The organism is Pontibacillus sp. ABV4_188, from assembly GCF_056311905.1.
This window is the reverse complement of sequence record NZ_CM149975.1, coordinates 947,985-971,603: the sequence shown is the minus strand read 5'-3', so window position 1 is coordinate 971,603 and position 23,619 is coordinate 947,985. Positions and strand designations below refer to the sequence as shown.

Below are 23,619 nucleotides of genomic sequence, written 5' to 3'. Positions count from 1 at the left end.
AAGGGTGCATTAGGGTGAAACGTTTCTCTTCTTCTTTTCGTCTGAACTAAGTGAGGAATACGAAGGGAGAGGTTGTTATGAGAGGATATGCTATTCTTACTCTTGTACTTAGCTTGATTGTACTGAGCGCTTGCCAGAATGAGGCTTTCGATATTGAGGCGACATCCATTAACGTTTATGAAAACCAACTGGGTTCCGGAACAGGGAAGTTGCAATTCACGATTAAGGACCAAGATACGATTAACGACTTACTCGTTGACTTAAGAAGGGCTCGTACGAACGATGTTTCAAATGTTGATATGGCGAGCCCCGACTTCTATCTTGATTTCGTCGATGATGAAGCGGTCGTCCTAACGGTCGGATATTACACGGAACCTATGGACGGTGCACGTTACCTTTATAAGAACAAGTTATATAACGTCACAACAGAGATTAAATAACCTTAACAAAAAAGGTAGCCAGCCTTATGCTGACTACCTAACCGGTAAATCTTTTACGTGGTGTAAATAAGGTTTCACCCGATTTCCTTCATCTGACTTTTCATAACCAAAGAAATGAGCTACATGTTCAGACGTTTCCTCAAATAAATCACACATTGTGAACAAGCTGCTCCACATCTGTTCGTATTGTCCATCAGGGTACGTTTCCACCACCCGCTTCCACTCTGCCTCGCCTAAATACTTCTCAAGATTCTTCCCACCCTTGCCAATACTTACAGCAAAATTCGTTCGAATCCCAACTTCCCACGACAGCATGCGGATGAACATGTCACGAACTGGTTCTTCCATAATAGATTTCGCAAGCGTGAGTTCTTCTCTCCATAATGCCTTTGCCACATATGTAGTCACCCACCAGAATTCATTTACGCATCTCTCATAATCTCTCGCTGTTGGTTTTTGTATAAGAAAAGGATCCTTAACGGTTTTCACTGACCTTTCAATCCTATTATCTTTATCCAATAAAATAGTACGATAATCCCGGGCTTGAAGGGACTCCACGAGGTATTTGAGAGGAACGAGCGTTAAGTCAATTCGATTGCCGTCCTCAAACAACATTAAGTACGCGAAACGCTTCCACTCCCCATCTTCAGGAAGTCCATCATTTGCATCAGGCATTTGCATAATGAGCCGATCACCGAAAACATCAATCCAGGTATGATCATCTAAAAAAGGTTGCAGATCTTCTACATAGTAGATAATGTCGTAATCTTGGAATCGGTCTTCCACCGCACGAGGATTCGCTCTTGAGCCGTTAAGCTCGACGATTCGAATCGTTTCATCCTGTTTTGCTCTCCCTAGAATGAGGTCCATCATCTCATCATAACTTCTCAACGACTCCCCTCCTGCTGCAATTGCTTCTGTAATTCTTTCAGTACATACGTTTCACGCCGCAACCAACGTGCTTCCCCGTACCCTCTTGCTGCTTCATTTTGCTCAATCGCTTCTTCAAGCGTTACCCAGTGAGGATCGTATTCTTCCGTGCGCTCATATCCTTCTAGCTGCAAAGGAACCTGTTGATTATTTTTTAACTCACAGTTGTAGTAATGAGATACCATTTCAAAAACCATCCCCGGATTTTTATGGTCAGGATTGCTTTCGACAACTTCACCGATTTTCTCGTGTACAAGACTATTCACATATCCCGTCTCTTCAGCTACTTCACGAATGACACCATCCTCATCACTCTCACCCACTTCTACACCTCCACCAGGGAACGTATAGATGCCTTGTTTGGTATAGACTAATAAGATTTTCCCGGAATCCCAGATTACCGCCCGTACTGCCTTTCGATGACGGATCGGAAAATGACGTTCATGCTCACCTTCTTCACGATACTCCTGATAAAACATACTCGACCTCCTCTATTTCTCCCCTAACAAAAATCCATCAAAAAACCGTCCTCCATAAGGCTTTAACACTTCATCAGTGAGGTGAACGATTCTGTCCTTGCTTCCATATGTATAAAAATGATCAAATGCATCACTGTAGCGCGTCGCAAACTCAGGGTCATACTCCTTCAAGGACCGGATAACCCACTTAGAAGATCCCACCCATCTTCTGTTTGTCCGCAAGACAAATTCACTAATCTGTTCCGCCAGCGTATAAGTGATACATAGCGTTTCAGACCTGTTATCACTTCCGATGAAATCTTCAAGCGTATCGGTAAGGAAATATCGTTTCATCTGGATTGTGTCGTTCGCCCACTTCTGTGGTCCCCGATTCAGCAAATGATCCGCTTCGGCTTTTATCGGCATGACAACGTCCCATCCCTTTATAATCTTTCCTTCTGAGACCATACGAGGTAAAGAAGGACGCGCTCGTTCCACATCACTCTTAAAGAACGCTTTGTAAGATTCCAGACTGTGAACAAAGACCTCTACAGGCCACTCGTAAGCGATAAGCGACTCCCTATATGAGGAGCAACGATTCTGATCAAATATGACGATGTCTAAATCTGACTTCTCTGTCGCCTCTCCTCGAACCGTGCTTCCAGCTAGCAAAGCCCCACTACATTGTGGAAAAAATGCATCGACAAACAATTGCGCTGCTTTCATTGGTGATAATCGATCTGCCCTCATACCCTTCATCTCCTATGTAGTTGAAATGAATTTCTAATCTTCATTGCAGGCACGCTCGTATTGTATCACTAAGGAGCGTGATGTATCTCATTAGTTTAGCATAAATATCCAACCAATCCATCTATTTTCCATAAAGAAAAAGCACCTCCGTTCTATAAAACGAAAGTGCAAAGACTGTTATGTGTATAGTGCCCTATATTCATTCTGAAGCATCCCCATAATAAACATGTCTTGCCACTCTCCATTTCGGAAGAAGACCTCGCGCAATTGTCCCTCTACTTTAAAGCCCATCCGCTCGTACATGCTCTTGGCTTTCTCATTAAAGGAGAATACTTTAAGACTGATTTTGTGTAAATTCAGTTCCATAAAGACAAAATTTAAGAATAATAAAAGGGCCTCTTTCCCGTAGCCTTCGCCCCAATAATCCTTTTCTCCAATCATCAGTAGGAATTCCGCGTTTTGTTGTTGGTTGTTTTCTCTGACGAGCGTGATGCTCCCGACTTCTTTGCCCCCATTTTTCTCTATGATGATGTAACTCCTTGATTCTTTCATTCTTTCATAGAACTTCTCCACGTCTTCCATACTATATAAATCAATCGACGTACTCATATTTGTATGAACCGTCGTATCATTCTGCCAACGATGAAGTAATTCCATATCATCCTTCTCAAGCTTCCGGAATCGTATACGCTCTGTTTCAAAGATCATACTGCCCCACTCCTTTTCGACTGTGTACGTATTGATCTTAACATAATATTCCACCACATTTAGTGCAAAACGGCTTATTGAATGCGCTTCAGATACACTAAGCAATTCATATCTCCTACCGCTTCTATCAAAGGATAGGCAGTTTTAAAAGATTAGTCTATATAAGCCATACTAGTGATACAACCCCAATCAATTTTTTCATTTGAACATATCTTAAGAATGTAACACAAGCTTTTCTATGAAATGGAGGTTATGAAATGAAGCTTTATCTAGACCCAGGTCATGGAGGTAAAGACCCTGGTGGCGTTGGGAATGGAATTGAGGAAAAAGATATTAATCTAGACATAGCATTAAGAATCCGTTCTATCTTATTAAGTAATTATAAAGATGTTGAAGTCCGCATGAGTCGTACTGATGATCGTACTAAAAGCTTAACCGAGAGAACCAACGAGGCTAACGCCTGGGATGCTGATTATTATTTATCCATTCATTGCAACGCACTTGATGGCAGTGCAAATGGGTATGAAGACTTTATTTATACCACCTTATCTAATTCTTCCATTACAGCTCGATATCAAGATATTATGCATGAAGAAATTATGAGAACTAATGGACTAAAAGATCGTGGACAAAAAAAGGCCAACTTCCATGTTTTACGCGAATCCACTATGCCTGCCCTGTTAACTGAAAATGGATTTGTAGATAACAAGGGAGATGCTGCCTTAATAAAACAAGCATCATGGCGTGAAAAGGTAGCTAAAGGGCATGTTAAAGGACTGGCAAAGGCTTTTAACCTTCAGCTAAAACCAGCAAAAGATACACCATTGTACAAAGTAATTGCCGGCTCATTCAAATCAAAAGATAACGCAGAAGATCGGATAACCTTCCTTAAATCAAAAGGAATCCCTGCGTTCATGGCTACGGCATTAATAAATGGTACCCAATTTTACCGCGTCCAAGCTGGAGCCTTTTCAACAGAGGAAAATGCCGAACAACAATTAGAACAAGTGAAAAAAGCAGGGATTAATGATGCTTATCTCGCTAAACCACAAGCAGAAGTTGAAGTTCCTGAAGTAGGTGGAGTTCCTATTTTAGGTAGAACCTTACTATCTCCAGAACAAATGAACCAGTTTGCCAAAAGTGTCAATCCTAAGGCTACTGAAATCGCTTTGTATTATCTCCTATACGGTGAATATTACGGCATTCGGGGGGACATCGCATTTGCTCAGGCTATGCTTGAAACGGATTACCTTCGTTTTACAGGGGTAGTGAAACCAGACCAAAACAATTTCAGTGGAATCGGTGCAACTAGTTCAGACAACCCGGGGGCAACCTTTGAAAATCCAGAACAAGGCGTACTCGCTCAAATACAGCATTTATATGCTTACGCTTCCTCCAATCCACTACCAAATCAATACCCTATAAAAGATCCTCGTTTCCATTTGGTTACAAGAAGCTCAGCCACTACATGGGAAGCTCTTAATGGAAAATGGGCTGTTCCAGGAGATAATTATGGACAATTAATCTTAAACATTTACGAAAAAATGATAGAATTCTCGGTAAACAATTTAAGAGAAACTTTACAAGATGTTAAAAAGAACAGAAAGTAATTCACACAAAAATATCTCTAATGAGAAAGAAGATCCACAAATAGCGCTCTTGAGTATGACAACTCAAAAGCGCTATTCGCGGATCTATTTGTTTGTTATTGCCCCGGACTCCTCCCCCCCCAGCCGCATCACATGATATGAAATTTTATGATCTAAATGTTGAGCAGAAGGAAAACCGTATACATACCTAAAGTTACTTAAAGAGAAACTATGCTAAAAAGGATGGAACCAAATGAATGAAAGTAAAGTAATCAAGACGCTAAACACCTTTTTAAAGGGGCAATACATGGGAGTACACGCCTACGAACATTATATAAAGAAACTAGATGACCCCATGATTAAAAAGGAATTTCAAAAAATCCAACAAGATCATAAACAACACGCTCAGCAAGTAGCTACACGAATTCAGGACCTCAACGGTACACCCGTTGACGATGAAGGCTTAATAGGGTCCGTCCAAGGATTTATCGGTAAATTTATGATGCCAGATGAAACCCATAAAATTATCGATAGTGCCGCACGGGCTGAGAGTTACTATGCTGTTGAACTTTCTGAGGAAATTGTAAAAGGGGAACTTGATCCAGAAACAAAGGAACTTATTGAACAAGTAATTGATGAGGATCGGGGTCATGTTGAGACACTTCATCGAATGCTTCATTAGGTAGGAAGGAATAACTGAGCGCCGAGCAGCATTGTTTGCAATCTATTCGTAAAATACTAAAAGAAGCTCAACGTACCTACTATACCTTGAGCTTCTATCTTTTTGCAATCATATACAAGAGCAGGATTTCTTTAGTGTACTTTGCTGTTTACCGTTCAAGCCTTTACTTCTCATTTGGAAGCTCATTTTCCTACTCAAGCATAGACAGGATTACCTTTTCCGCTTCTTCTTTTGATAATTTGTCAGCTAATAATGTGATTTTATATCCCTCATCCGGAACCTTCACCCTCAACCCGATTTCCTTATTTCCCTCTGAGAATTTAAAGATAGCTTCATACCCGCTTAAAGAATAGGACTTTGTATTTTCGAAATTACCCCAAATATACTCGAAATCATCTATTTGGTTAATTTCCTGTTGATATATCGTATATCCAACATCCCCCTTTTTATAATCGAAAGTAACCACTGGTTCATCTCCTTCTCCTTGAATAAAGAAGGTTTCCCCGGTTTGTTGATACCCTTTTGGAACATATGTTGGTTGGGTAACTGTGTAACTAGAGAAGTGCTGAGCCTCCTTCAACGCAAATTGATTTTCATAAGAAAACTGTAATTCTTTAATTTCGTGTAACCTAGCGGCTTCTTCTACATCCGGACTCCTATCCTCCGCTCGTACTTCCCTCCAGATCTCAGCCTGTTCTTTATATAAGTCACTTATTTTGGTGAACTCTTCTCCAGTTAAATTCTTTTCTGCGAATGCTAAGTGTTGTTCCATAAAGCTAATCTCTCCAGAACTTTCGTCCGGATATGCTTCCTCTAATTTTTCTTTGGAACCAAAAAGCTGGTTAAACAAAGACTCTGCCGCATCCACAATATATGGACCACCCATTGTGGAACCTATCCCAACAATCATAATGGAAGCCACTGCCCCCAAAACCCAGCTCGGATATTTACTTTTTCTTTTCTTCTCCCTCTTAGCTTGCTGAACTCCTGAAGCAACCCTGCTGTTTAGTTCATCAGGTATCTCTATTTTTTCAAATTCCTCACGAATGTTATTCACACCTACCAACCTCCCCTAAATCATTTCGTAGTTTCTGCAAAGCCCTATACATATTAGATTTTGCTGTCCCTAAAGGAATCTCCAATATACCTGCAATTTCCTTAAAGGTATAACCTTGATAAAATTTTAAAATAATAATACTTTTTTCCTCTTCATTTAACTTATCTAGTAATTCATGCAGGGTGATTGATAAAGCTGTATCTTGATCCTCAGTCACTAAATAGTTTTCATAGCTTGTGTCTATCGTAATGACTTTTTTATTTTTTCGTATAAGGTCAATTGAACATGAAATAGCCATTTTGATTAGCCATGTCTTGAAATATTCAGGATGCTTTAAAGTGTCCATTTTCTTAAACGAACGATACGCTACCTCTTGCACCACATCCAAAGCATCATTTTGGTTCTTCACATAAGTATAAGAAATCCGGTATATGTCTTCTTGATACTGACTAAAGAGTTCAACAAAAGCTGTTTCATTACCTTTTTGAGCTTTTTTCACTAAGCGAATAATTGTTATCCCCCTCTCCTTGTTTATGGTTTTACACTCATTAGACGAAACAATATCTAATTTGGCTTAAATCATTGTAATCTTTTCTCAAAAGAAAAAATCGTCTAAGTAGACGATTTTTTTAGTGAGTTATTAACTAATGAACTCGTAGATTTTCAAACCAGATGTGTTCTCACAACCTAAACTTCCTAATTTCCTCAGACAAGCCCTCTGCTAAGTTAGCCAATTCACTAGCACTTCTAGACACTTCTTCCATTGCACTGCTTGATTGTTGTGAAGAGGCAGCTGCTTGTTCGACACCTGCTGCAGCTTCTTCTGACACCGAGGCGATTCCCTCAATCGACTCGTTCATTTGATTGTTTTGGTTAGCTATATCCCTCATGTTTCCAGATATGCCCTGAATTTTCATAACCATATCAGATACCCAAGCGTTAATAGTATCGAACGTTTCACCTGTGACTTCAATTTGTTTCGATCCTTCCCCAACTTGCTTGTACCCTTTCTCTAAAGAGGTTACTACTGATCCTGACTCTGTTTGAATGCTTGTAACAATCGTTGTAATATCTTTGACTGATTGAGAAACTTGGTCTGATAGCTTTCGTACTTCATCAGCCACCACGGCAAATCCTTTACCATGCTCACCAGCCCTTGCCGCTTCAATAGCTGCGTTTAACGAGAGAAGATTGGTTTGATCTGCAATGTCTCTAATAACGCGTACCAATTCAGAGATTTCTTTAGATTGGGCATCTAGCCCCCGCACCTTTTCTACAGAGCTTTTGACGATCGCATCAATCCTTCCCATTTGATCGACGGACTCTTTCATTAAACGCGCGCCACTTTCGGTCATTGAGAGAACTTCTCCTGAGGTAGAGGATATCACTTCAGCGCTGGCGCTTGCCTCTTGCACTTTCGCAGTAAAGGATTCTGTCATCTCCGCTAACGCCTGAGAGCTATGGGCTTGCGTTTCTGAACCGTAAGAAAGGTCCTGCATCGTAGAAGCGATTTGCTTACTTCCTTCTTGAACTTCATTCGATGCTTGTTGCAATTCATCGCTCTTATTCGAGACGGAATCTGTGGCGCTCGTAACGTTTTGAATGACGTGACGCAAATGATGCTTCATGTTATTTACTGAAGTTGCAAGTTTTCCTACCTCATCATTTCGTTTAAAGGAAAGGTCTTGCACATTTAAGTTACCTTCTGATATTTCGTCTGCTGTTTGAACGACCCTGGTCAATCCTCTACGAATTTTTCTATTCACAAGTGAAATGAGAACAGTCCCAAGAACACCCGCTCCAAAAATCGATGCAAATAAGACAATTACACTGCGAGCTAAATTCTCTTTAGTACTCTTCATTGCCTGCGCCCGTTCCTCATTCACAACCTCTTCTAGTTGCACAATGGATTCAATAGCAGATAACCGAGAATTACTTACATACCTTCTCGACCGATTCGCCACATTCAATTCCCCCGCTTCAACTGCGGGAACTATTTCATTAACTAAGCGTTCTCCCATATCTTTTTGGTTTTCAACTATTCGTTCAAATAATTTTTCTTGAAAAAGCGTCCCCATCTTAGGCTTCACTTCTTCTTTTAACGCATCAAATTTTTTACGACTTGCTTCAAATTCTTCTAAAGACTCTCCGTTTGGCAAGTCAAGATAATCTGTAACACTAATATCCATTGAACGGATCAAGGATCCCATCTCGGCAATAGCAAGCGCCCGATCTCCCCTTCTCTCAATGGCTGACACGTTTTCTTGAGCCTGTTGCATCTCTTGTAAAATGATCACGCCTGAAATAATAAACAAGACTACACTTGCTAAAAAAGCGGACATATATTTTCGGCCAATACTCATATTTCTCCATTTAAACACCCTCAACCACCCCTAATTAGAACTAAACCGCACATGTAAACCCTTTCATATATATAGTTTTTATATCGGTCAATAGTCACAAATCTTTACATGCTTCTTAAGAATAAATTATGTATTTTTATAGGGAGACCAATAGATATAAACCTAAGTTAATCTCACAAAAAAAGAGCGAAATCATTAAATGATTTCGCCCCTTAAGGTGTCTAACTATTCAATTAGGCACGACTTCTTTGTGGCATTGGTTTCCCAATTAGCTCGCGCTTAATTAAGAATTGAGCTCCTAAGAGAGCGCCGAAAACCACAAGTCCAATCGTATCCGAGAAGCCTCCTGGATAGATGAGTGCAAGTCCGCCACCAACAGCAAGAACCCGCTCTACCCAATACACTTTACGGAACCAATATCCAATCATACCTGCACCGATTGCAATCATACCAGCAATCGCTGTGAACAAGATCCAGATCAGACCCCAGAACGTGGCGTCGATCATCAATAGTTCAGGTTGCAGGACAAACATATACGGAATAATAAAGGCCGCAATGGCAAGCTTTGCCGCGTTGACCCCCGTTCGTATCGGTTCGCCCCCTGACACCCCGGATGCTGCAAAGGCTGCAAGTGCAACTGGAGGTGTGATGTCTGCAATAATACCAAAGTAGAATACAAACAAGTGAGCTGGTAATTCCATAACACCTAACGCAATAATCGCCGGCGCTGCAATCGTTGAGGTGATAACGTAGTTCGCCGTGGTCGGAGAACCCATTCCTAATATAATTGCTGCTACCATAGTAAAGAACAAGGTTAATAGAATTTGCTCGTTTGCTAACGATACTAAGCTGTTCGCCAATTTCAGGCCAAGACCTGTTTTCGTTACGACTCCTACAATCATACCCGCAGCAGCTGTAGCCGCTACAACGCCAAGGGCTGTTCTAGCACCTTGCACAAGGGCATCAATTGTATCAGCAAAGTTTCCGTCAAAGAAGTAACTCACTACAATCGTAGCAATCGTACCCGCAATAAGACCGCCAACAAACCATCCGTCTGCAAGTCCCCCGTTTACGACCGCTTTATAAATGATATAAGCAATTCCACCACCTACAAAGGCAATTGGATAGATCTTGCGGAACTTCTCTTCTCGCAATAGACCAACTAATATCGTTGTAAAGATTCCATAAAGAGCAGATAAAATAATACTTAAACCAGAAGCTAAGAAGAAGACAATCGCTACAATCGGAAGAAGAAGATAAATCTTCTTCAGAACTTCTTTCTTATCTGGAATCTCTTCATCTTCAAGGCCACGAAGTCCAATACGCTTTGCCTCAAAGTGTGTCATAATCCAGATTCCTGTAAAGTAAAGGACAGCTGGAATGGCTGCTGCTTTCGCAATAGACCAGTAATCAATTCCGATAAACTCAATCATTAAGAAAGCTGCTGCACCCATAATTGGCGGCATAAGCTGCCCACCTGTTGAAGCCGCTGCCTCAACAGCACCAGAGAACTCCTTACGATAACCGAGACGTTTCATCATCGGAATTGTAAAAGAACCTGACGTTACAACGTTCGCAACAGAACTTCCGCTAATTGTTCCTTGAAGAGCACTAGAGAAGATCGCTACCTTCGCCGGACCACCTGTACGTTTACCCGCCAAGGCTACTGCCAAGTCATTAAAGTATTGACCTACGCCTGTTTTCACAAGGAAGGCACCAAATAGTAAGAATAAGAAGATAAAAGTGGATGATACCGCAAGCGGTGTTCCAAAAATTCCTTCTGTTGTAAAGAACATCGTTTGTACGATTGTATCTACATCCAGCCCGCGGTGAATTAGGAAATCAGGCATCTGACGTCCCCAATACGCGTAAGCAAGGAATAAACTTGCGATTATCGTAATCGGAAGTCCCACAGCACGTCTTGTCGCTTCAAGAACAAGCAAAATCGCAAGGCCGCCTACATAGAAGTCAATTTGGGTCATTTCCCCGGCACGAGCAATAATTTGGTCATAATTAAGAGGCCAATAGGCTCCCATTCCAACACTCAATATAGCTAATACATAATCATACCAACCAAGCTTTCCTCGTTCTAAGTTCTTCTTTCTTGCCGGGAACAGCAAGAAGATAAGCATTAACGCAAATCCTAAGTGGATCGATCGATGCATTTGTGCTGGTATTTGATAGATGACAGTAAAATAAACTTGATAAAGAGAAAAAGCTAACAAGCTAAAAAATACAAATTTTCCTACAAATCCTGATAAATCTCGGACGCTTGATTCAACATCGTATTTCTTTACAAGCGCGTCCTGGTCTTCTTTTGAGAGTGTATGATCTTGGTTGTTGTTATCACTCACTCATCTTCACTCCTTTCCACATCTGCCAAATACTCATGTCACGGGCTTCGATCTTTATACTCGTCCCGGCACCCACAAACTCCTTCAATAAGTACGATTCTCCAGCGTATACAATTGTATGCTCCGATCGGACTTGCCCAACAGACAAATTGATAGAAGGTAATGTTTCAGTGTTTGGACCCTTAGTGATGATATACTTTTCGTCTTTCATTTCAAACGTATCTTCCCCATAGGCATTTGAAGGCATGCCAATAGCCGTATCTTCATAAATGAGCTTTTTTGGTTGAATCGAATGGTCGTCTTGAAGCTCAAATTCTTCAATTACCTCTGAAAGGTGAACAGAATGAATGTATCTGATCTGAAAGTGTTTGTTCTGATGAATCGGAAGATAAGCTAACTCTTCTCCCGATTTTATATGTTGGAAGGTGATAACCGTGCGGTTTGGATAAAAGATAAGAACGGCTAGTGCCGCAACCGCGATGAGGGAAATGCCTACTACGAGTTGAAAACGTCGAATCTTCAAGTCTATCCCTTCTTTTCATGAAGAAAGATAGACCGAGCAAGCCGGTCTATCTTATCTCAGTGGTGACTATGGTTACTTACTTGCTAACACCTTTTTCATCAAAGTACTTCTGAGCACCTGGATGAACGTCAATTCCAACACCATCTAGAGCACTTTCAGCTGTGATGAATTCACCTTTAGCATGAGAAATAGCATCTGTATTTTCGAATAATGCTTTCGTCATATCATATACAACATCTTCACTTAGATCTTTAGAAGCAACAAGCATCGCTTGAACAGCTACTGTTGTAACAGCTTCGTCTACTTTGCTGTATGTTTCTGCTTTAATTTCGTCCTTAGCGTAGTACGGATACTCACTAATTAACTCTTCAATCTTATCTTCTGCAACAGGTACAATCTTAACGTCTGCTGTAGCCGCTAAGCTTTCAACTGCTCCTGTTGGTGTCCCAGAAGTAATGAAGGCAGCATCGATTGAACCATCTTGGATCCCGCTTGTAGATTCACCGAATGCAAGGTCACGTTTCTTAATATCCTCTAGAGAAATTCCATGAATATCTAGAATGTTCTCAGCATTTGCTGCTGTACCAGAACCAAGAGCACCGATTGAAACAGTTTTCCCTTTTAGATCTTCTACTGATTCAATACCAGAACCTTTCGTCGTAACGATTTGAATCGTTTCAGGATAAAGCGTTCCGATTGCTTGAACGTTATCTACTTGATTGTCTTCAAACATTAGCTTTCCTTCAGCCGCATAAGCTGCGATATCTGTTTGAACAAAAGCTAACTCTGCATCACCTTTAGACAAGGACTTCATGTTTTCAACTGAAGCACCAGCTGATTGAGCAGAAACTTCTACGCCATCAATATTTTCATTCATAACATTTGCGAACGTACCACCTAGCGGGTAGTATGTACCAGTTGTCCCACCAGTTAGTAAGGAAATGAACTTCTTACCACCATCGTCACCTTCACTACCTTCGTCACCAGAGTCGCCTCCGTCAGCACTCCCGCCACCACAAGCAGCGAGCACCATAGAAAGCGCTAACATAAGGATGAAAGCTAATAAACTTCTTTTCTTTGTCATTTTTATTTACCCCCTAAAAATGATTATAATTTGCTAACTGTATTTTAGCAGTATTTGATTGGAAAGACAATCATTAATTTTTTGACAATAATTTATGTAAAGAATTACGTTCTTTACGTTATAAGTTAGCTTTCCTTACATCATTATACCATCTTTTTTGCTGTATTTCGAAATAGTGTTTTCTTCCATTAGTCAAAATAAGTCTTTAGTCCCGGTGATGATTGGTCCATTCTCTTCTTTTCCCCGATGTCAATTCAATAAATCCGATTTTTTCAACAAATATGATACACTTAATGCATTGTTGTTTATTTCTTCCCACACGAGGGAATTGATGAGGATAGTTTCCTCTTTCATCATTATAGGAGGTGTTAAAATGGGTAGAAATGGAACCATGACAGAACAAACGATTGATAGCCAATATTTGAATGAAACATTAACTGTAAAGATCTACAAACCAGAAACGTTCTCTCCATTATACAAATACAACATTTGTATAATGCAAGACGGAGATGATTATATGCAGCTTGGCAGAGTCGCCACATTGAGTGATCGGTTCCACGGTGACCAAACAATCGAGAACACGATTTTCGTTGGCATCCATTACAACGATAAGTATGATCGCCGCAACAAGTATCATCCAGAGGGCAAGAAATTCACATCTTATATGAAGTTTCTTGCGATGGAAGTCGTACCCTTATTAGATGAAGAACTTCCTACATATCACATGGGTGGCTGTCGCGCTCTTATGGGAGATTCATTAGGTGGCACGATGGCACTCATGACAGCACTCAAATATCCCCACACGTTCGGGAAAGTAATTATGCAGTCCCCTTATGTTGATGAAACAGTTCTAGAAGAGGCACAGGATCATAAGGCCTTATCAACTATGGAAATCTATCATACGATTGGAACACAGGAGACCGATGTTTCCACAACAGATGGGAAAGTTCAAGACTTCCTTACACCAAATCGGAAGCTTCGTGACATTTTAGAAAAGAATTGCCATTCGTACACCTATTATGAACTTGATGGCGACCATACCTGGAAGTATTGGCAGAAAGATTTAAAACGAGCGCTCCCTACTATGTTCGGAAGCGAAAATCCTTAAACTACCTCAAGAATAATTTCAGAAAATTTGATATAATGAATGACACGATCATTCTATCAGGATGAAACCATTCATCTTTTTTATTTAATATGAAATAGGAGGTTCAATCATGAAGTACGGTATCGCTTTATTTCCATCCAAGCAAATTCAAGACATTGCAAATTCTTACAGAAAACGTTACGACCCACACTATGCGTTAATTCCACCACACGTTACATTGAAAGAAGCTTTCGAAGCAGACGAAGATCATATCGAAGAAGTGGTACAGGAACTCTCGAAGGTAGCAAAAGAAACACAACCTTTTTCTCTGATGATCAACAAATTAAGTACCTTCTCACCGGTAACAAACACCATCTATATGAAGGTAGAACCGGCTGAGGGGCTAATGGATCTTCATCAGAAGTTACATCAAAGCGATATCCCAAATGGACAGACGTTTTCCTTTGTCCCTCACATCACGATTGCCCAGAAGCTTTCAGATGATGAACATTCTGATGTGTACGGGAGCTTACGTATGATTAGTCATGAATTTGAAGAGACAATTGATCGCTTCCAGTTGCTCTATCAGTTAGAAAATGGATCTTGGACCGTTTATGAGACGTTCCGCCTCGGGAAAGGATAAGTCACACATGAAAATTGAACAAGTTACGACCGATCAGCAGTTAGAAGACGCCTATTCTGTCCGAAAGATTGTCTTCGTTGAAGAGCAAAACGTGTCTATGGAAGAGGAAATGGATCAATTTGATGAAGTAGCAACTCACTTCGTTGGATACGAAGAAGGGCACCCCATATCGGCAAGTCGCCTACGCTTTGTCGATGAGTATGCCAAACTTGAGCGCATTTGTATGGTCAAATCTTCTAGAGGACAAGGACTTGGCAAACAGATGATTCTTCACATGGAAGGTCACGCGAAAGACGAGGGGTACCAAAAGAGTAAGCTAAATGCACAAACTCAAGCACTTGGGTTCTATGAATCCCTTGGGTACAAAGTGGTTTCAGAGGAATTTATGGACGCTGGTATCCCCCACGTTACTATGATTAAAGAGTTATAAAAGTCTAGCATGCAAAAAAGCTCAAAAAGGGTAAACCCTTCTTGAGCTTTTTTTCGTTCCTTTAAAGTGCAGGCAGTACATACTGAAAAACGAGCACGCCGAGTACTAACATAACCGTTACCGTAAGCAGAAACTTCCCTATCTTAATAAGGAAGGTAAGTAAGATGGAAGCTATAAACCCACCAATTGCAAGGGTGAGTAACACATCCTCATCCACCAATTGGTTACCCGTCCAAGCATAAAGGGCGAGTGCTGCCATGCTAATGATCAAGAATAATTTAGATATCAATGAGGCCTCTCTCCTCTTATACGTGTACAAGTCCATCTTAACGGGAGTCAAGTTCTTTGTATACCCTCCTCCTCTTTTGGCAAAAATGGTTAGAGGAATAAAGAAAGGATGAGGGGAGATTGATGTATAGTTCCATACTAATTGAAACCGTCATCGGTTTCTTGTGCTTATTTGTCTTAACTAAGGTTCTAGGAAAATCTCAGATTACCCAAATTACTGCTTTCGATTTCATCGCTGCACTTGTTCTCGGAGAGCTAGTAGGAAACGCTCTTTACGATAAAGAGGTCGGCATATCTGAAGTCCTCTTCGCTGTACTCTGCTGGGGGATTCTCATTTACGTGACAGAATGGATCACAGAGAAATTCAAAAGTTCGCGCTCGTTGCTCGAAGGGCGACCTACGATTATTATATATGAAGGAAAAATTCAGAAAGAGCTTATGAACAAAGGAAAGCTAGATATTAATCAGCTACAACATTTGCTACGCTCAAAAGATGTATTCTCCATACAAGAAGTGGAATACGCTATACTTGAAACAGATGGAACAGTGTCCGTATTAAAGAAATCCCTTGACCAATCCCCAAGTCGCGGAGATCTCAATTTAAAACCACAGAGCGTATACTTGCCACGAACACTCGTTAGCGACGGCGAAATATTATGGGATAACCTTAAGGAAGCCGGTTTGACAGAGGAATGGTTAAATCAAGAAATACAAAAGCAAAACATTCAGTCACCTAAAGAATTAATGTATGCAGAATATAAAGAAGGAGAAGCATTGTATGTTGTCCCATACTAAGCTTCTCCTCCTTTTGTATAGAAGACCCATCGATAATCTTCAATCTTGTAGTCAACTTGATCTTGTTTCAATAAAGCAATTAAGTATGACGTCACAGCTGTCCGGAATAACAGCCATTGCGGAAGTTGATCTACCTTCACTTGATACGTATTACACATATACGCAATAAGTGCTTCATGTGAGACAAGCTTCCGAGAATCAATATAAGCCCATAACATATGAATAAGTTCGTGATGATAAGCAATATTGGCATCAACCGTATCATGAAAATCTTCTTCATATTCCCCATGACCAGGGACGGCCCCTTGTGTCTGTATCTCCTTAAGCTTGTACAACGATTGAATAGCCAGGTGTGCATCCGTTAGGAAGGGAATCTTATGCTTATGCAGTTGCTCTTCGCTAAAGTAAGCGTCTCCTGCATATAAACAATCATAAATCTTAATACCAAGCTGATAATAGCTATGCCCCGGGAGCAAATACGTTGTAAAATTAAAACCATCTCGCTCATAAACACCTTCTTGTAATACCTCATCTACAAAAATGGAGTTTCCCTCTAAAAATTTATTTCGCAGTTCTGGCAGAGGATCATTCCCTCCAAATAAGTATAAAGGTTCAAGAGAGGGATTACGCAGAATGGCTTCTTCATAATAAGGAGCAAACGTATAAATGGCCCTGTCCTGTTGCAAATACGACCCTCCTCCATAATGATCGGAGTGCGCATGGGTAATAAATAGGTGCGTTACAGGTAGCTCTTCGTGATCCAGTTTCTTTAACACTTTCTTCATCGTTTGGGAGTCAATACCAGCATCCACAATCATTCCTGACTCCCCTTGATAGATGTATCCTATGTTGACAGATCCGCTAAAATAATAGCAGTTTGAATTGATTTGAATCAGCTGCATAATTTCGACTCCTTCGGCATTTCTAAATACTTTCGTTAAAATGCCGCCCAATTCCTGTTAAATCAGAGTAAATTCTGTGCGACTTCCCCACATGTACAGAAGAGGGCGCATATAAATCAGGCTTATGCTGCTTTGTGATTTGTTCATTATAAAACTGGTAATCTTTTCGGTCCTCTTCTCTTGGTTCTGGATTATCTAATTGTTGCTCTAAATCTAATTTAAAGACGCGTTCAATCGGGAATGGATCACGCTTCGTGCGTTCGACTCGCTCACGATAATCGCTATATTGGTAGTGCGGTATTGGTAAAATGTATCCCATTTCCTATCACTCCTTTTTAGATCCTTACGTTACTCTACCCGTTTCTTCCATATAATATGCCTGTTTAACTAGTTGTTTCCATTTATGAATAGGGCCGTCACGTTTGTGAGAGTTAGGGGGTGTCTGGGGAACGGCCCTGCATCTTCAGGGTGGTAAGAGTTGCGGGATTTCCAAATATGGTATGATTCCGTTATCCCCATATATGGCAAGGTGGTTCGGGAAATACAAGCTCGTGGAAGCATTGTCCTGATTGCGATATTTCATGATTACTAAGTTGTAAGAAAGAAAGATATAAAAAAGGTCCCTTTCCAGAGACCTAGCCTTCCATCTTCTTCTCTAATTCGTTCATCGCCTTTTCAATCTCACTTATTCCTTCTTGAAACGATTTATGCCATTCGTCATGTGATGTATGAAAAGACTGGAATTGTTGATCGAATTTTGTTTTTTTCTTCTCTGGAAACTGAAACCACGACTCCTTTAGATCCATATGCTTATTAAGATCGTGGAAAGGTTTCATCCAACGAGGTTCAAAAATTCGAATTCTAGGCATTTATTTCGACTTCTTCTTTCCACAACCGCAGCCTTTCTTTTTCTTCGGGGGTACGGGTTTTGGTTTCAATGAGGCATTTTGTGAAGCTGTTTTTTTAATCTTCAACTTCTCCACCACCCTTTCAGATAAACTATGCCCTCGTCTTCATTGTATGAAAGAAGCGATTCATTCGTATGGGTAAGTACCTCTATCTAGTCAAAAAGTTTAAATAACAGGGCCGCTCCGCCACTTATGGCAAATAGTATCCACAAAGGAATCAGTATAGGAAAAAATAAAAAAGTGCCGTACACGAGGGCAGATACCCAGACACCTGTACACCAGTGACAACTAAGTAATTCGCCAACAAACCTTTGTAATCCTTTTCCTTTCACTTCAATAAAAATCTCAGCCTCTCCATTCTCGTTTACTTGTTCGACTTCCTTATGAAATGGCTTCCTGATCCAATCTGTAATCGTGTCATAAACAAGCAATCTTGTAACCCGAAAACTGGCTAGTACGAGAATGACTAATTCCATCCACGTTAACCCCATATGCATCACGTCCTTTAATGAAGTATATGAAATAAGGGTTGTCCATTTGTATACCAAAATAAAAAGCCCTCTGCCTTGAGAAAGGCAAAGGACGTTTTAAAAAGTTAAATCCAAGAAAACGGAGGACGACGATCTTCGCCTTCTTCTTCCTCTTCATGGACTTCTTCTACTTCTTCTAACTCCACATGCTCTTCTTCTGTTTCGCTTTCAAGCTGCGCACGACGAGGGCCGAAGAATGGGTCGTAACGATCTTCATCGTGGCGATCTCTACGATGAGGACGTTGTGGTTCAATAACCACGTTTTCTGCTTTAATGATCACTTCATCTACATGGATGACTTTTTTTCGTTTCTCTGACACAGTTGGTCCACTCCTTTATAAATCTTTACTCGCTAGTATCCTATGTATGAATGAATGGGTGTGTTTGGGCTTTCGCCTTGTTTCTTAAGAAAAGCGCCTTGGATTTTTTCATCAACCCTTTCAGAAAAATACAGGCTTTTGCCCACACACATGGAGGCTCGCGACATATTCTATTAAAGACAATAAGTCAAAACGTCCAGAAAGGGGAAATGACACATGGGTTGTGGAAAAAACAGAGTCGAGTCAGCTTCTGAAGGTTGTGTATGCGACATCCTTAAAGAGATTGTTGACGCACAAAACGACGTAACAGATGATTGCAATTCCAGCTGCGAAGAGTCAATAAACGAATTAATGGGGGACCGTGGAACAAATAAAGATACGGTACCTGTCATTCTTTATTGCAAAGATTGCAAACCATTCAAAGGTTTCGGCGCTCGTCGCAATGAAATCGATAAGATTCGTGAAAGCTTCATCTTCCGCGTTAAAGAGGTAGACGAAGATTGCGAATGCGCACTACTTGAACTACTAGTTACACCACATTCTTCTGAAGAGTGCCACATCAAATCACCTAGTGACCAAGACACAAGTAACCTACGCGCAACTGGTATCTGCATCACAGTTGACCTAAACTGCTTCTGTCACATCACTTGCCTTCCTGCGATCAACGCAAGAGCGTAGTGAACAAAAGCCAGGTTCCTATTTAGGAGCCTGGCTTTTTGTGTGAGAAGCAGGAGATCTTGTTTAAATAAGTCAGCGACATATCAATAAAAAAAGAGCTGCAATACGCAGCCCTCTAAAACCCTCTTAGTACAATATCCTGTATGTCATCAAACGGAACTTCTACCCGGAACGGCCTCTGAAGAATTTTCATATATACAATTCCTTCATCGTAATCCTCAATCCATCCCTTAAAACGTTCTTCTTCTGTAATGACTTCGCACTTCATTCTCGGAACTTGTGAAGGCAAATGGACGAAGTAATCGACTTTATCTTCTAGACTCATATCTTTAAACCTGCTACGACGATTCCTGTTCGTAAAGGAAACGCGCCGCTTCTCCTCGCGTTCATTTGTTTCCATAGGTTGAGTGTCTCCATTGTGTGATTCGGGTTCTGAGAAATCATCTAACTGCTTAGCTAGTTTTTCTTCCACTTCGTCTGGCGATGCCCATCCTGACTCCTGATCATTCTGAGGCTCTTGAAGATCAATCTCGTTTTCTTGCTGCCTCTTGACATGGTCTTCATTAGCTACTTTAAATGGATCCGGACGACCTAAAAATGGATCATACCCTGCTGGTCTAGATTGATCAGGTTCCCCGAGCCCCAGCGAATAACGTCTACGACGCTGTGGCCCCCGCTTCGTTCTCTCATGAGTAGGGGTCTCATTTGAGTTAGTCGCATTTTCTGTTTCTCCTGCTTCTGCTTTCGCCTCAAGTTGCTTCTCTGATTCTTGTGCGTCTTCCCTTTTCTTTGTTAATGGCTTCCTCTCCGTACGATACACAGACTGCATATTCGGCGATGCCTTCTCGAAATCAGGCTGTGTAATATACAACATCGGTTGCTTCACACGTTCCTTTTTCTTCTTAGCCATATATACACACTCCCCCTATATAATCATTAATCTACACTATAGCCTATGCAAAAGACATGGGGGATGTGCCTAGTTTTTAAGACCCATTTTTTGTATGGGAAGGGATATTTGATGAGCCGTTTTAGAATCAATACCTGCTGTGCTCTTTTTCGTAAGTTCTTCACTGTTTTAGTAAATTCATGTTTGTTTCAGGAACTCCTCGGCCTGCTTTCGTAAGCTCTCCCAAATACACAAAAAAGCCCAAGGCAGAGCCTTGGGCTTAAAAAACAGTTTAGCGTCCGATAATGTGGAAACCAGAGTCTACGTGGATCATCTCGCCTGTTACACCACGGGAGAAGTCACTTAGTAGGAAGTAAGCTGTGTCGCCAACTTCTTCTTGAGTCGTTGGACGACGTAGTGGCGCGCGATCTTCAATGTCTTTTAGGATCGAATTGAAGTCGCCTACACCTTTAGCAGATAGCGTACGAATTGGTCCAGCAGAAATCGCGTTAACGCGAATGCCGTGTTTACCAAGACTTTCAGCAAGGTATTTCACGCTTGCATCAAGGCTTGCTTTAGCAACACCCATAACGTTGTAGTTCGGTACAACGCGCTCGCCGCCTAGGTAGGTTAAGGTTACAATCCCGCCACCTTCTGACATAAGGGGTTGTACAGCACGGGATACAGCTGTTAAGGAGTAAGAGCTGATATTGTGAGCTGTCAAGAAGCCATCACGGCTTGTATTTAAGAAGTCACCTTTTAGTTCCTCTTTGTTTGCAAAAGCGATGCAGTGTGCTAATCCGTGGATGACACCAACATCGTTTTGAATCTGTTGGAACGTTTCCATAATGTTCTCATCATCTGTTACATCACACTGATAGAAAAGAGATTCTTCTCCACCTTCTAATGTGGCAGCCAGGTCACGTACTGATTTCTCAAAACGCTCTGCGGCGTATGTGAAAATCAAGCGTGCTCCTGCATTGTGTAGTGATTGAGCAATACCCCAGGCGATGCTTCGCTTGTTTGCCACTCCCATCACAACATATGTACGACCTTGTAATGACATATTCATTCTTTCGTCCTCCTCGGAGAAAATGTGTCTATAGTTATCACTTGTTATTAGTACCTGCTACTATTCTAAACAAAATTAAACAAAAACACAATTCCTTTCTAGTATCCCCATCCTTAGACCCATTCAAAACCTTTTCATGAAAAAAGGTGCTCCAATAATCGGAGCACCCTGTTTATGATGTGGTCTCAATCTCTTCTTTCGTTACTACGGAACCGCTATAATCGACAGAGAGCCGCTTCCATTCAAACGTTGGATAATCTCTTTTAGAGGTTTCTGTAATGAATGCCCCCTGATCAGTTGGAATCAGACTCATAATCGTTGGCCCTGCTCCACTCATAAACGTACCGTAAACACCTTGACGATTTAAGTAGTTTCGCAGTTCGTCATAATGTGGCATTAACGCTCCACGATATGGCTGATGATAGCGATCTTTCTCCATCATTTTCCCAGCAAGTGCCCAGTCCCCCTTCGCTAAAGCAGCGACAAGAACATTAGCGACAGCACTTCCTTCAACAGCTTCTTTATACGAAAGTTTGGATGGCAGAGCATCTCTCGCTTTACTTGTTTTCAGATCATATGCCGGAATGGCAGCTAAAAAGCATACATTTTGAAACGGAACAGTCGTCCAACTGACATCAACTCCGTCCTGATAGGCGATAACCCCGCTCCCTGTGACAGAGGGCACAACGTTATCCGGGTGCCCTTCTATCTGAGAAGCGTACGAAATCTTTTCTGTTTCAGAAAGATGTAGATCTAGTATATGATCAGCTAATTCAATCCCCGCCACAATCGCAGAGGCACTACTACCAAGCCCTCTGGCTACAGGGATTTCACTTGCTACTTCAACCTTATGAGGGGGCAAGTGTTCAAACCCTCGTTTCATAGCCACAAATTGAGCCGCTTGATAGATGACGTTTTCCTGACCTTCAGGCATCCCTTTAACAAACTCAGAAGTTGCTTCAAAATACCACGCTTTTGAAGGCTCTGCTTTTACTTCAAGGTACAAGTTTAAAGCAACGCCAATGGAGTCAAAGCCAGGCCCTAAATTGGCACTACTGGCCGGCACGCGAATGTGTATCATGATAACACTCCGTTTTGGATAGCATCCGTCACTTTCCCAAGATCGTTTGGAAGAACGATTGGTTGTATGGTACTTTTCTCGATTGCGGTTGTCGGGTCCTTCAGTCCATTCCCAGTTAGCACGCAGACGACTTGTGAACCTTTTTCAACGTCCCCTTGTTTCAGCGACTTAAATAATCCAGCGATGGAGGCACAGGAAGCCGGTTCAGCAAATACCCCTTCGTTCTCAGCTAACCATTGATAAGCTTCTACGATTTCTTCATCCGTAACCTCGCCTATGGCACCTTTGGATTCACTCGTTGCCTGTAATGCCTGACCCCAGCTTGCAGGATTTCCGATTCGAATAGCTGTGGCAAGGGTTTCTGGCTGTTCAATGACCTCCCCGCGAACAATGGCTGCAGAGCCACTCGCTTCAAAACCTCGCATGTTCGGTAAACCTGTATGATAGGCTTCATGGTACTCCTTGAACCCTTTCCAATACGCTGTAATATTACCAGCGTTGCCGACTGGAATAAGCAGATGGTCAGGCGCCTTACCTAACATATCACACACTTCAAAAGCGGCTGTCTTTTGTCCTTCAATACGGTATGGATTAATCGAGTTCACCAGTGTGAAGTTATCTGTTTCAGCCAGGTGCTTTACGATTTTCAAAGCTTCGTCGAAATTCCCTTCAATCGCATACACTTCAGCCCCATACATCACGGCTTGAGCAAGTTTTCCTTGAGCAATCTTGCCGTCTGGGATGACGATGATACAACGTAACCCTGCCCGCGCTGCGTAGGCAGCCGCCGCTGCTGACGTGTTTCCTGTTGAGGCACAGATAACAGCTTCAGCTCCTTCTTCAACAGCTTTTGCCATGGCCATAACCATGCCACGATCTTTAAAAGAACCAGTAGGATTGGCGCCTTCAATCTTCACATAGGCCTCAATGCCATATTCTTTTGACAGCTTTTCAAGTGGAAGTAAAGGGGTATTCCCCTCTAGTAACGTAAGCTTTGGTGTTTCTTCTGTTACAGGTAATAGAGATTCATAATGTGATAGAAGTCCTTTCCAAGCCAT

28 protein-coding genes are annotated in these 23,619 nt (G+C 41.4%); 8 read left to right on the top strand and 20 right to left on the bottom strand.

The annotated features are described in order from the left end of the window. Positions 1-77 precede the first annotated feature (77 nt). Positions 78-440, top strand: a complete 363-nt coding sequence (locus tag ACYX4O_RS04930; RefSeq protein WP_476355093.1) for a hypothetical protein — start codon at positions 78-80, stop codon at positions 438-440. A 33-nt stretch (positions 441-473) separates the two neighbouring features. On the opposite strand, the gene ACYX4O_RS04925 is transcribed toward ACYX4O_RS04930, so the two are convergent. From ACYX4O_RS04925 to ACYX4O_RS04910, 4 genes are all read right to left on the bottom strand, one after another. Further along, a complete protein-coding gene (locus ACYX4O_RS04925; protein ID WP_476355091.1) occupies positions 474-1,331 on the bottom strand; it encodes an aminoglycoside 6-adenylyltransferase in 858 nt (285 codons plus the stop codon). Then, complete coding sequence (locus ACYX4O_RS04920; RefSeq protein WP_476355089.1) at positions 1,328-1,849, bottom strand: NUDIX hydrolase; 522 nt, start codon at positions 1,847-1,849, stop codon at positions 1,328-1,330. The genes ACYX4O_RS04925 and ACYX4O_RS04920 overlap by 4 nt, the downstream gene beginning before the upstream one ends. A gap of 12 nt (positions 1,850-1,861) precedes the next feature. Then, the gene (locus ACYX4O_RS04915; protein ID WP_476355087.1) at positions 1,862-2,578 is read right to left on the bottom strand and encodes a nucleotidyltransferase domain-containing protein; all 717 of its coding nucleotides are present in this window, start codon (positions 2,576-2,578) and stop codon (positions 1,862-1,864) included. A 177-nt stretch (positions 2,579-2,755) separates the two neighbouring features. Continuing rightward, entirely contained in the window at positions 2,756-3,391 is a 636-nt protein-coding gene (locus tag ACYX4O_RS04910; RefSeq protein ID WP_476355085.1) for a GNAT family N-acetyltransferase, read from the bottom strand. A gap of 152 nt (positions 3,392-3,543) precedes the next feature. Between ACYX4O_RS04910 and ACYX4O_RS04905 the strand changes: the two genes are divergently transcribed. Then, positions 3,544-4,896 (top strand): N-acetylmuramoyl-L-alanine amidase, encoded by a 1,353-nt coding sequence (locus ACYX4O_RS04905; protein ID WP_476355083.1) that lies wholly within the window; start codon positions 3,544-3,546, stop codon positions 4,894-4,896. 232 nt (positions 4,897-5,128) lie between these two features. Continuing rightward, positions 5,129-5,557 (top strand): ferritin-like domain-containing protein, encoded by a 429-nt coding sequence (locus ACYX4O_RS04900; RefSeq protein WP_476355081.1) that lies wholly within the window; start codon positions 5,129-5,131, stop codon positions 5,555-5,557. 190 nt (positions 5,558-5,747) lie between these two features. On the opposite strand, the gene ACYX4O_RS04895 is transcribed toward ACYX4O_RS04900, so the two are convergent. From ACYX4O_RS04895 to ACYX4O_RS04870, 6 genes are all read right to left on the bottom strand, one after another. Then, positions 5,748-6,614 carry a hypothetical protein gene (locus ACYX4O_RS04895; protein ID WP_476355079.1) on the bottom strand — a complete coding sequence of 289 codons (867 nt, stop codon included), beginning with the start codon at positions 6,612-6,614 and terminating at the stop codon, positions 5,748-5,750. After that, entirely contained in the window at positions 6,607-7,113 is a 507-nt protein-coding gene (locus ACYX4O_RS04890) for a sigma-70 family RNA polymerase sigma factor (protein ID WP_476355077.1), read from the bottom strand. Before ACYX4O_RS04890 ends, ACYX4O_RS04895 begins: the two co-directional genes overlap by 8 nt. Positions 7,114-7,294: 181 nt before the next feature. Beyond that, entirely contained in the window at positions 7,295-8,977 is a 1,683-nt protein-coding gene (locus ACYX4O_RS04885) for a methyl-accepting chemotaxis protein (protein ID WP_476355075.1), read from the bottom strand. A 233-nt stretch (positions 8,978-9,210) separates the two neighbouring features. Continuing rightward, complete coding sequence (locus ACYX4O_RS04880) at positions 9,211-11,331, bottom strand: TRAP transporter permease (RefSeq protein WP_476355073.1); 2,121 nt, start codon at positions 11,329-11,331, stop codon at positions 9,211-9,213. After that, a complete protein-coding gene (locus ACYX4O_RS04875; protein WP_476355071.1) occupies positions 11,324-11,854 on the bottom strand; it encodes a DUF1850 domain-containing protein in 531 nt (176 codons plus the stop codon). The genes ACYX4O_RS04880 and ACYX4O_RS04875 overlap by 8 nt, the downstream gene beginning before the upstream one ends. 76 nt (positions 11,855-11,930) lie before the next feature. Continuing rightward, positions 11,931-12,938 carry a TAXI family TRAP transporter solute-binding subunit gene (locus tag ACYX4O_RS04870; protein WP_476355069.1) on the bottom strand — a complete coding sequence of 336 codons (1,008 nt, stop codon included), beginning with the start codon at positions 12,936-12,938 and terminating at the stop codon, positions 11,931-11,933. Positions 12,939-13,311: 373 nt separating this feature from the next. Between ACYX4O_RS04870 and ACYX4O_RS04865 the strand changes: the two genes are divergently transcribed. From ACYX4O_RS04865 to ACYX4O_RS04855, 3 genes are all read left to right on the top strand, one after another. Next, positions 13,312-14,046: an alpha/beta hydrolase gene (locus tag ACYX4O_RS04865; RefSeq protein WP_476355067.1), complete on the top strand. Its 735-nt coding sequence runs from the start codon at positions 13,312-13,314 to the stop codon at positions 14,044-14,046. Positions 14,047-14,155: 109 nt separating this feature from the next. Further along, positions 14,156-14,668: a YjcG family protein gene (locus ACYX4O_RS04860; RefSeq protein ID WP_476355065.1), complete on the top strand. Its 513-nt coding sequence runs from the start codon at positions 14,156-14,158 to the stop codon at positions 14,666-14,668. A 7-nt stretch (positions 14,669-14,675) separates the two neighbouring features. Continuing rightward, positions 14,676-15,098: a GNAT family N-acetyltransferase gene (locus tag ACYX4O_RS04855; protein ID WP_476355063.1), complete on the top strand. Its 423-nt coding sequence runs from the start codon at positions 14,676-14,678 to the stop codon at positions 15,096-15,098. A 61-nt stretch (positions 15,099-15,159) separates the two neighbouring features. On the opposite strand, the gene ACYX4O_RS04850 is transcribed toward ACYX4O_RS04855, so the two are convergent. Beyond that, entirely contained in the window at positions 15,160-15,387 is a 228-nt protein-coding gene (locus tag ACYX4O_RS04850; protein WP_476355061.1) for a hypothetical protein, read from the bottom strand. Positions 15,388-15,506: 119 nt separating this feature from the next. Here ACYX4O_RS04850 and ACYX4O_RS04845 point away from each other — a divergent pair, with 119 nt between their 5' ends. Beyond that, the gene (locus ACYX4O_RS04845) at positions 15,507-16,181 is read left to right on the top strand and encodes a DUF421 domain-containing protein (RefSeq protein WP_476355059.1); all 675 of its coding nucleotides are present in this window, start codon (positions 15,507-15,509) and stop codon (positions 16,179-16,181) included. Here ACYX4O_RS04845 and ACYX4O_RS04840 read toward each other — a convergent pair. The 5 genes from ACYX4O_RS04840 to ACYX4O_RS04820 all read right to left on the bottom strand — a co-directional run bounded on the left by ACYX4O_RS04840 (position 16,178) and on the right by ACYX4O_RS04820 (position 18,841). Further along, positions 16,178-17,083: an MBL fold metallo-hydrolase gene (locus ACYX4O_RS04840; protein WP_476355057.1), complete on the bottom strand. Its 906-nt coding sequence runs from the start codon at positions 17,081-17,083 to the stop codon at positions 16,178-16,180. The two genes, ACYX4O_RS04845 and ACYX4O_RS04840, sit on opposite strands and share 4 nt — an antisense overlap. 22 nt (positions 17,084-17,105) lie before the next feature. Beyond that, positions 17,106-17,402, bottom strand: a complete 297-nt coding sequence (locus tag ACYX4O_RS04835; RefSeq protein ID WP_476355055.1) for a hypothetical protein — start codon at positions 17,400-17,402, stop codon at positions 17,106-17,108. A 316-nt stretch (positions 17,403-17,718) separates the two neighbouring features. After that, positions 17,719-17,952, bottom strand: a complete 234-nt coding sequence (locus tag ACYX4O_RS04830; RefSeq protein ID WP_476355053.1) for a hypothetical protein — start codon at positions 17,950-17,952, stop codon at positions 17,719-17,721. Between the two features lie 191 nt (positions 17,953-18,143). Then, positions 18,144-18,482: a DUF1360 domain-containing protein gene (locus ACYX4O_RS04825; protein ID WP_476355051.1), complete on the bottom strand. Its 339-nt coding sequence runs from the start codon at positions 18,480-18,482 to the stop codon at positions 18,144-18,146. Between the two features lie 104 nt (positions 18,483-18,586). After that, positions 18,587-18,841 carry a hypothetical protein gene (locus ACYX4O_RS04820; protein ID WP_476355049.1) on the bottom strand — a complete coding sequence of 85 codons (255 nt, stop codon included), beginning with the start codon at positions 18,839-18,841 and terminating at the stop codon, positions 18,587-18,589. Positions 18,842-19,057: 216 nt separating this feature from the next. Here ACYX4O_RS04820 and ACYX4O_RS04815 point away from each other — a divergent pair, with 216 nt between their 5' ends. Next, positions 19,058-19,519, top strand: a complete 462-nt coding sequence (locus tag ACYX4O_RS04815; protein ID WP_345240271.1) for a CotY/CotZ family spore coat protein — start codon at positions 19,058-19,060, stop codon at positions 19,517-19,519. 115 nt (positions 19,520-19,634) lie between these two features. On the opposite strand, the gene ACYX4O_RS04810 is transcribed toward ACYX4O_RS04815, so the two are convergent. From ACYX4O_RS04810 to thrC, 4 genes are all read right to left on the bottom strand, one after another. Beyond that, positions 19,635-20,429 (bottom strand): CotO family spore coat protein, encoded by a 795-nt coding sequence (locus ACYX4O_RS04810; RefSeq protein ID WP_476355047.1) that lies wholly within the window; start codon positions 20,427-20,429, stop codon positions 19,635-19,637. A 271-nt stretch (positions 20,430-20,700) separates the two neighbouring features. Then, positions 20,701-21,480, bottom strand: coding sequence for an enoyl-ACP reductase FabI (gene fabI, locus ACYX4O_RS04805; RefSeq protein WP_476355045.1), 780 nt, complete (start codon positions 21,478-21,480; stop codon positions 20,701-20,703). Between the two features lie 172 nt (positions 21,481-21,652). Beyond that, entirely contained in the window at positions 21,653-22,561 is a 909-nt protein-coding gene (thrB, locus tag ACYX4O_RS04800; protein ID WP_476355043.1) for a homoserine kinase, read from the bottom strand. Beyond that, the gene (thrC, locus tag ACYX4O_RS04795) at positions 22,558-23,619 is read right to left on the bottom strand and encodes a threonine synthase (protein ID WP_476355041.1); all 1,062 of its coding nucleotides are present in this window, start codon (positions 23,617-23,619) and stop codon (positions 22,558-22,560) included. The genes thrB and thrC overlap by 4 nt, the downstream gene beginning before the upstream one ends.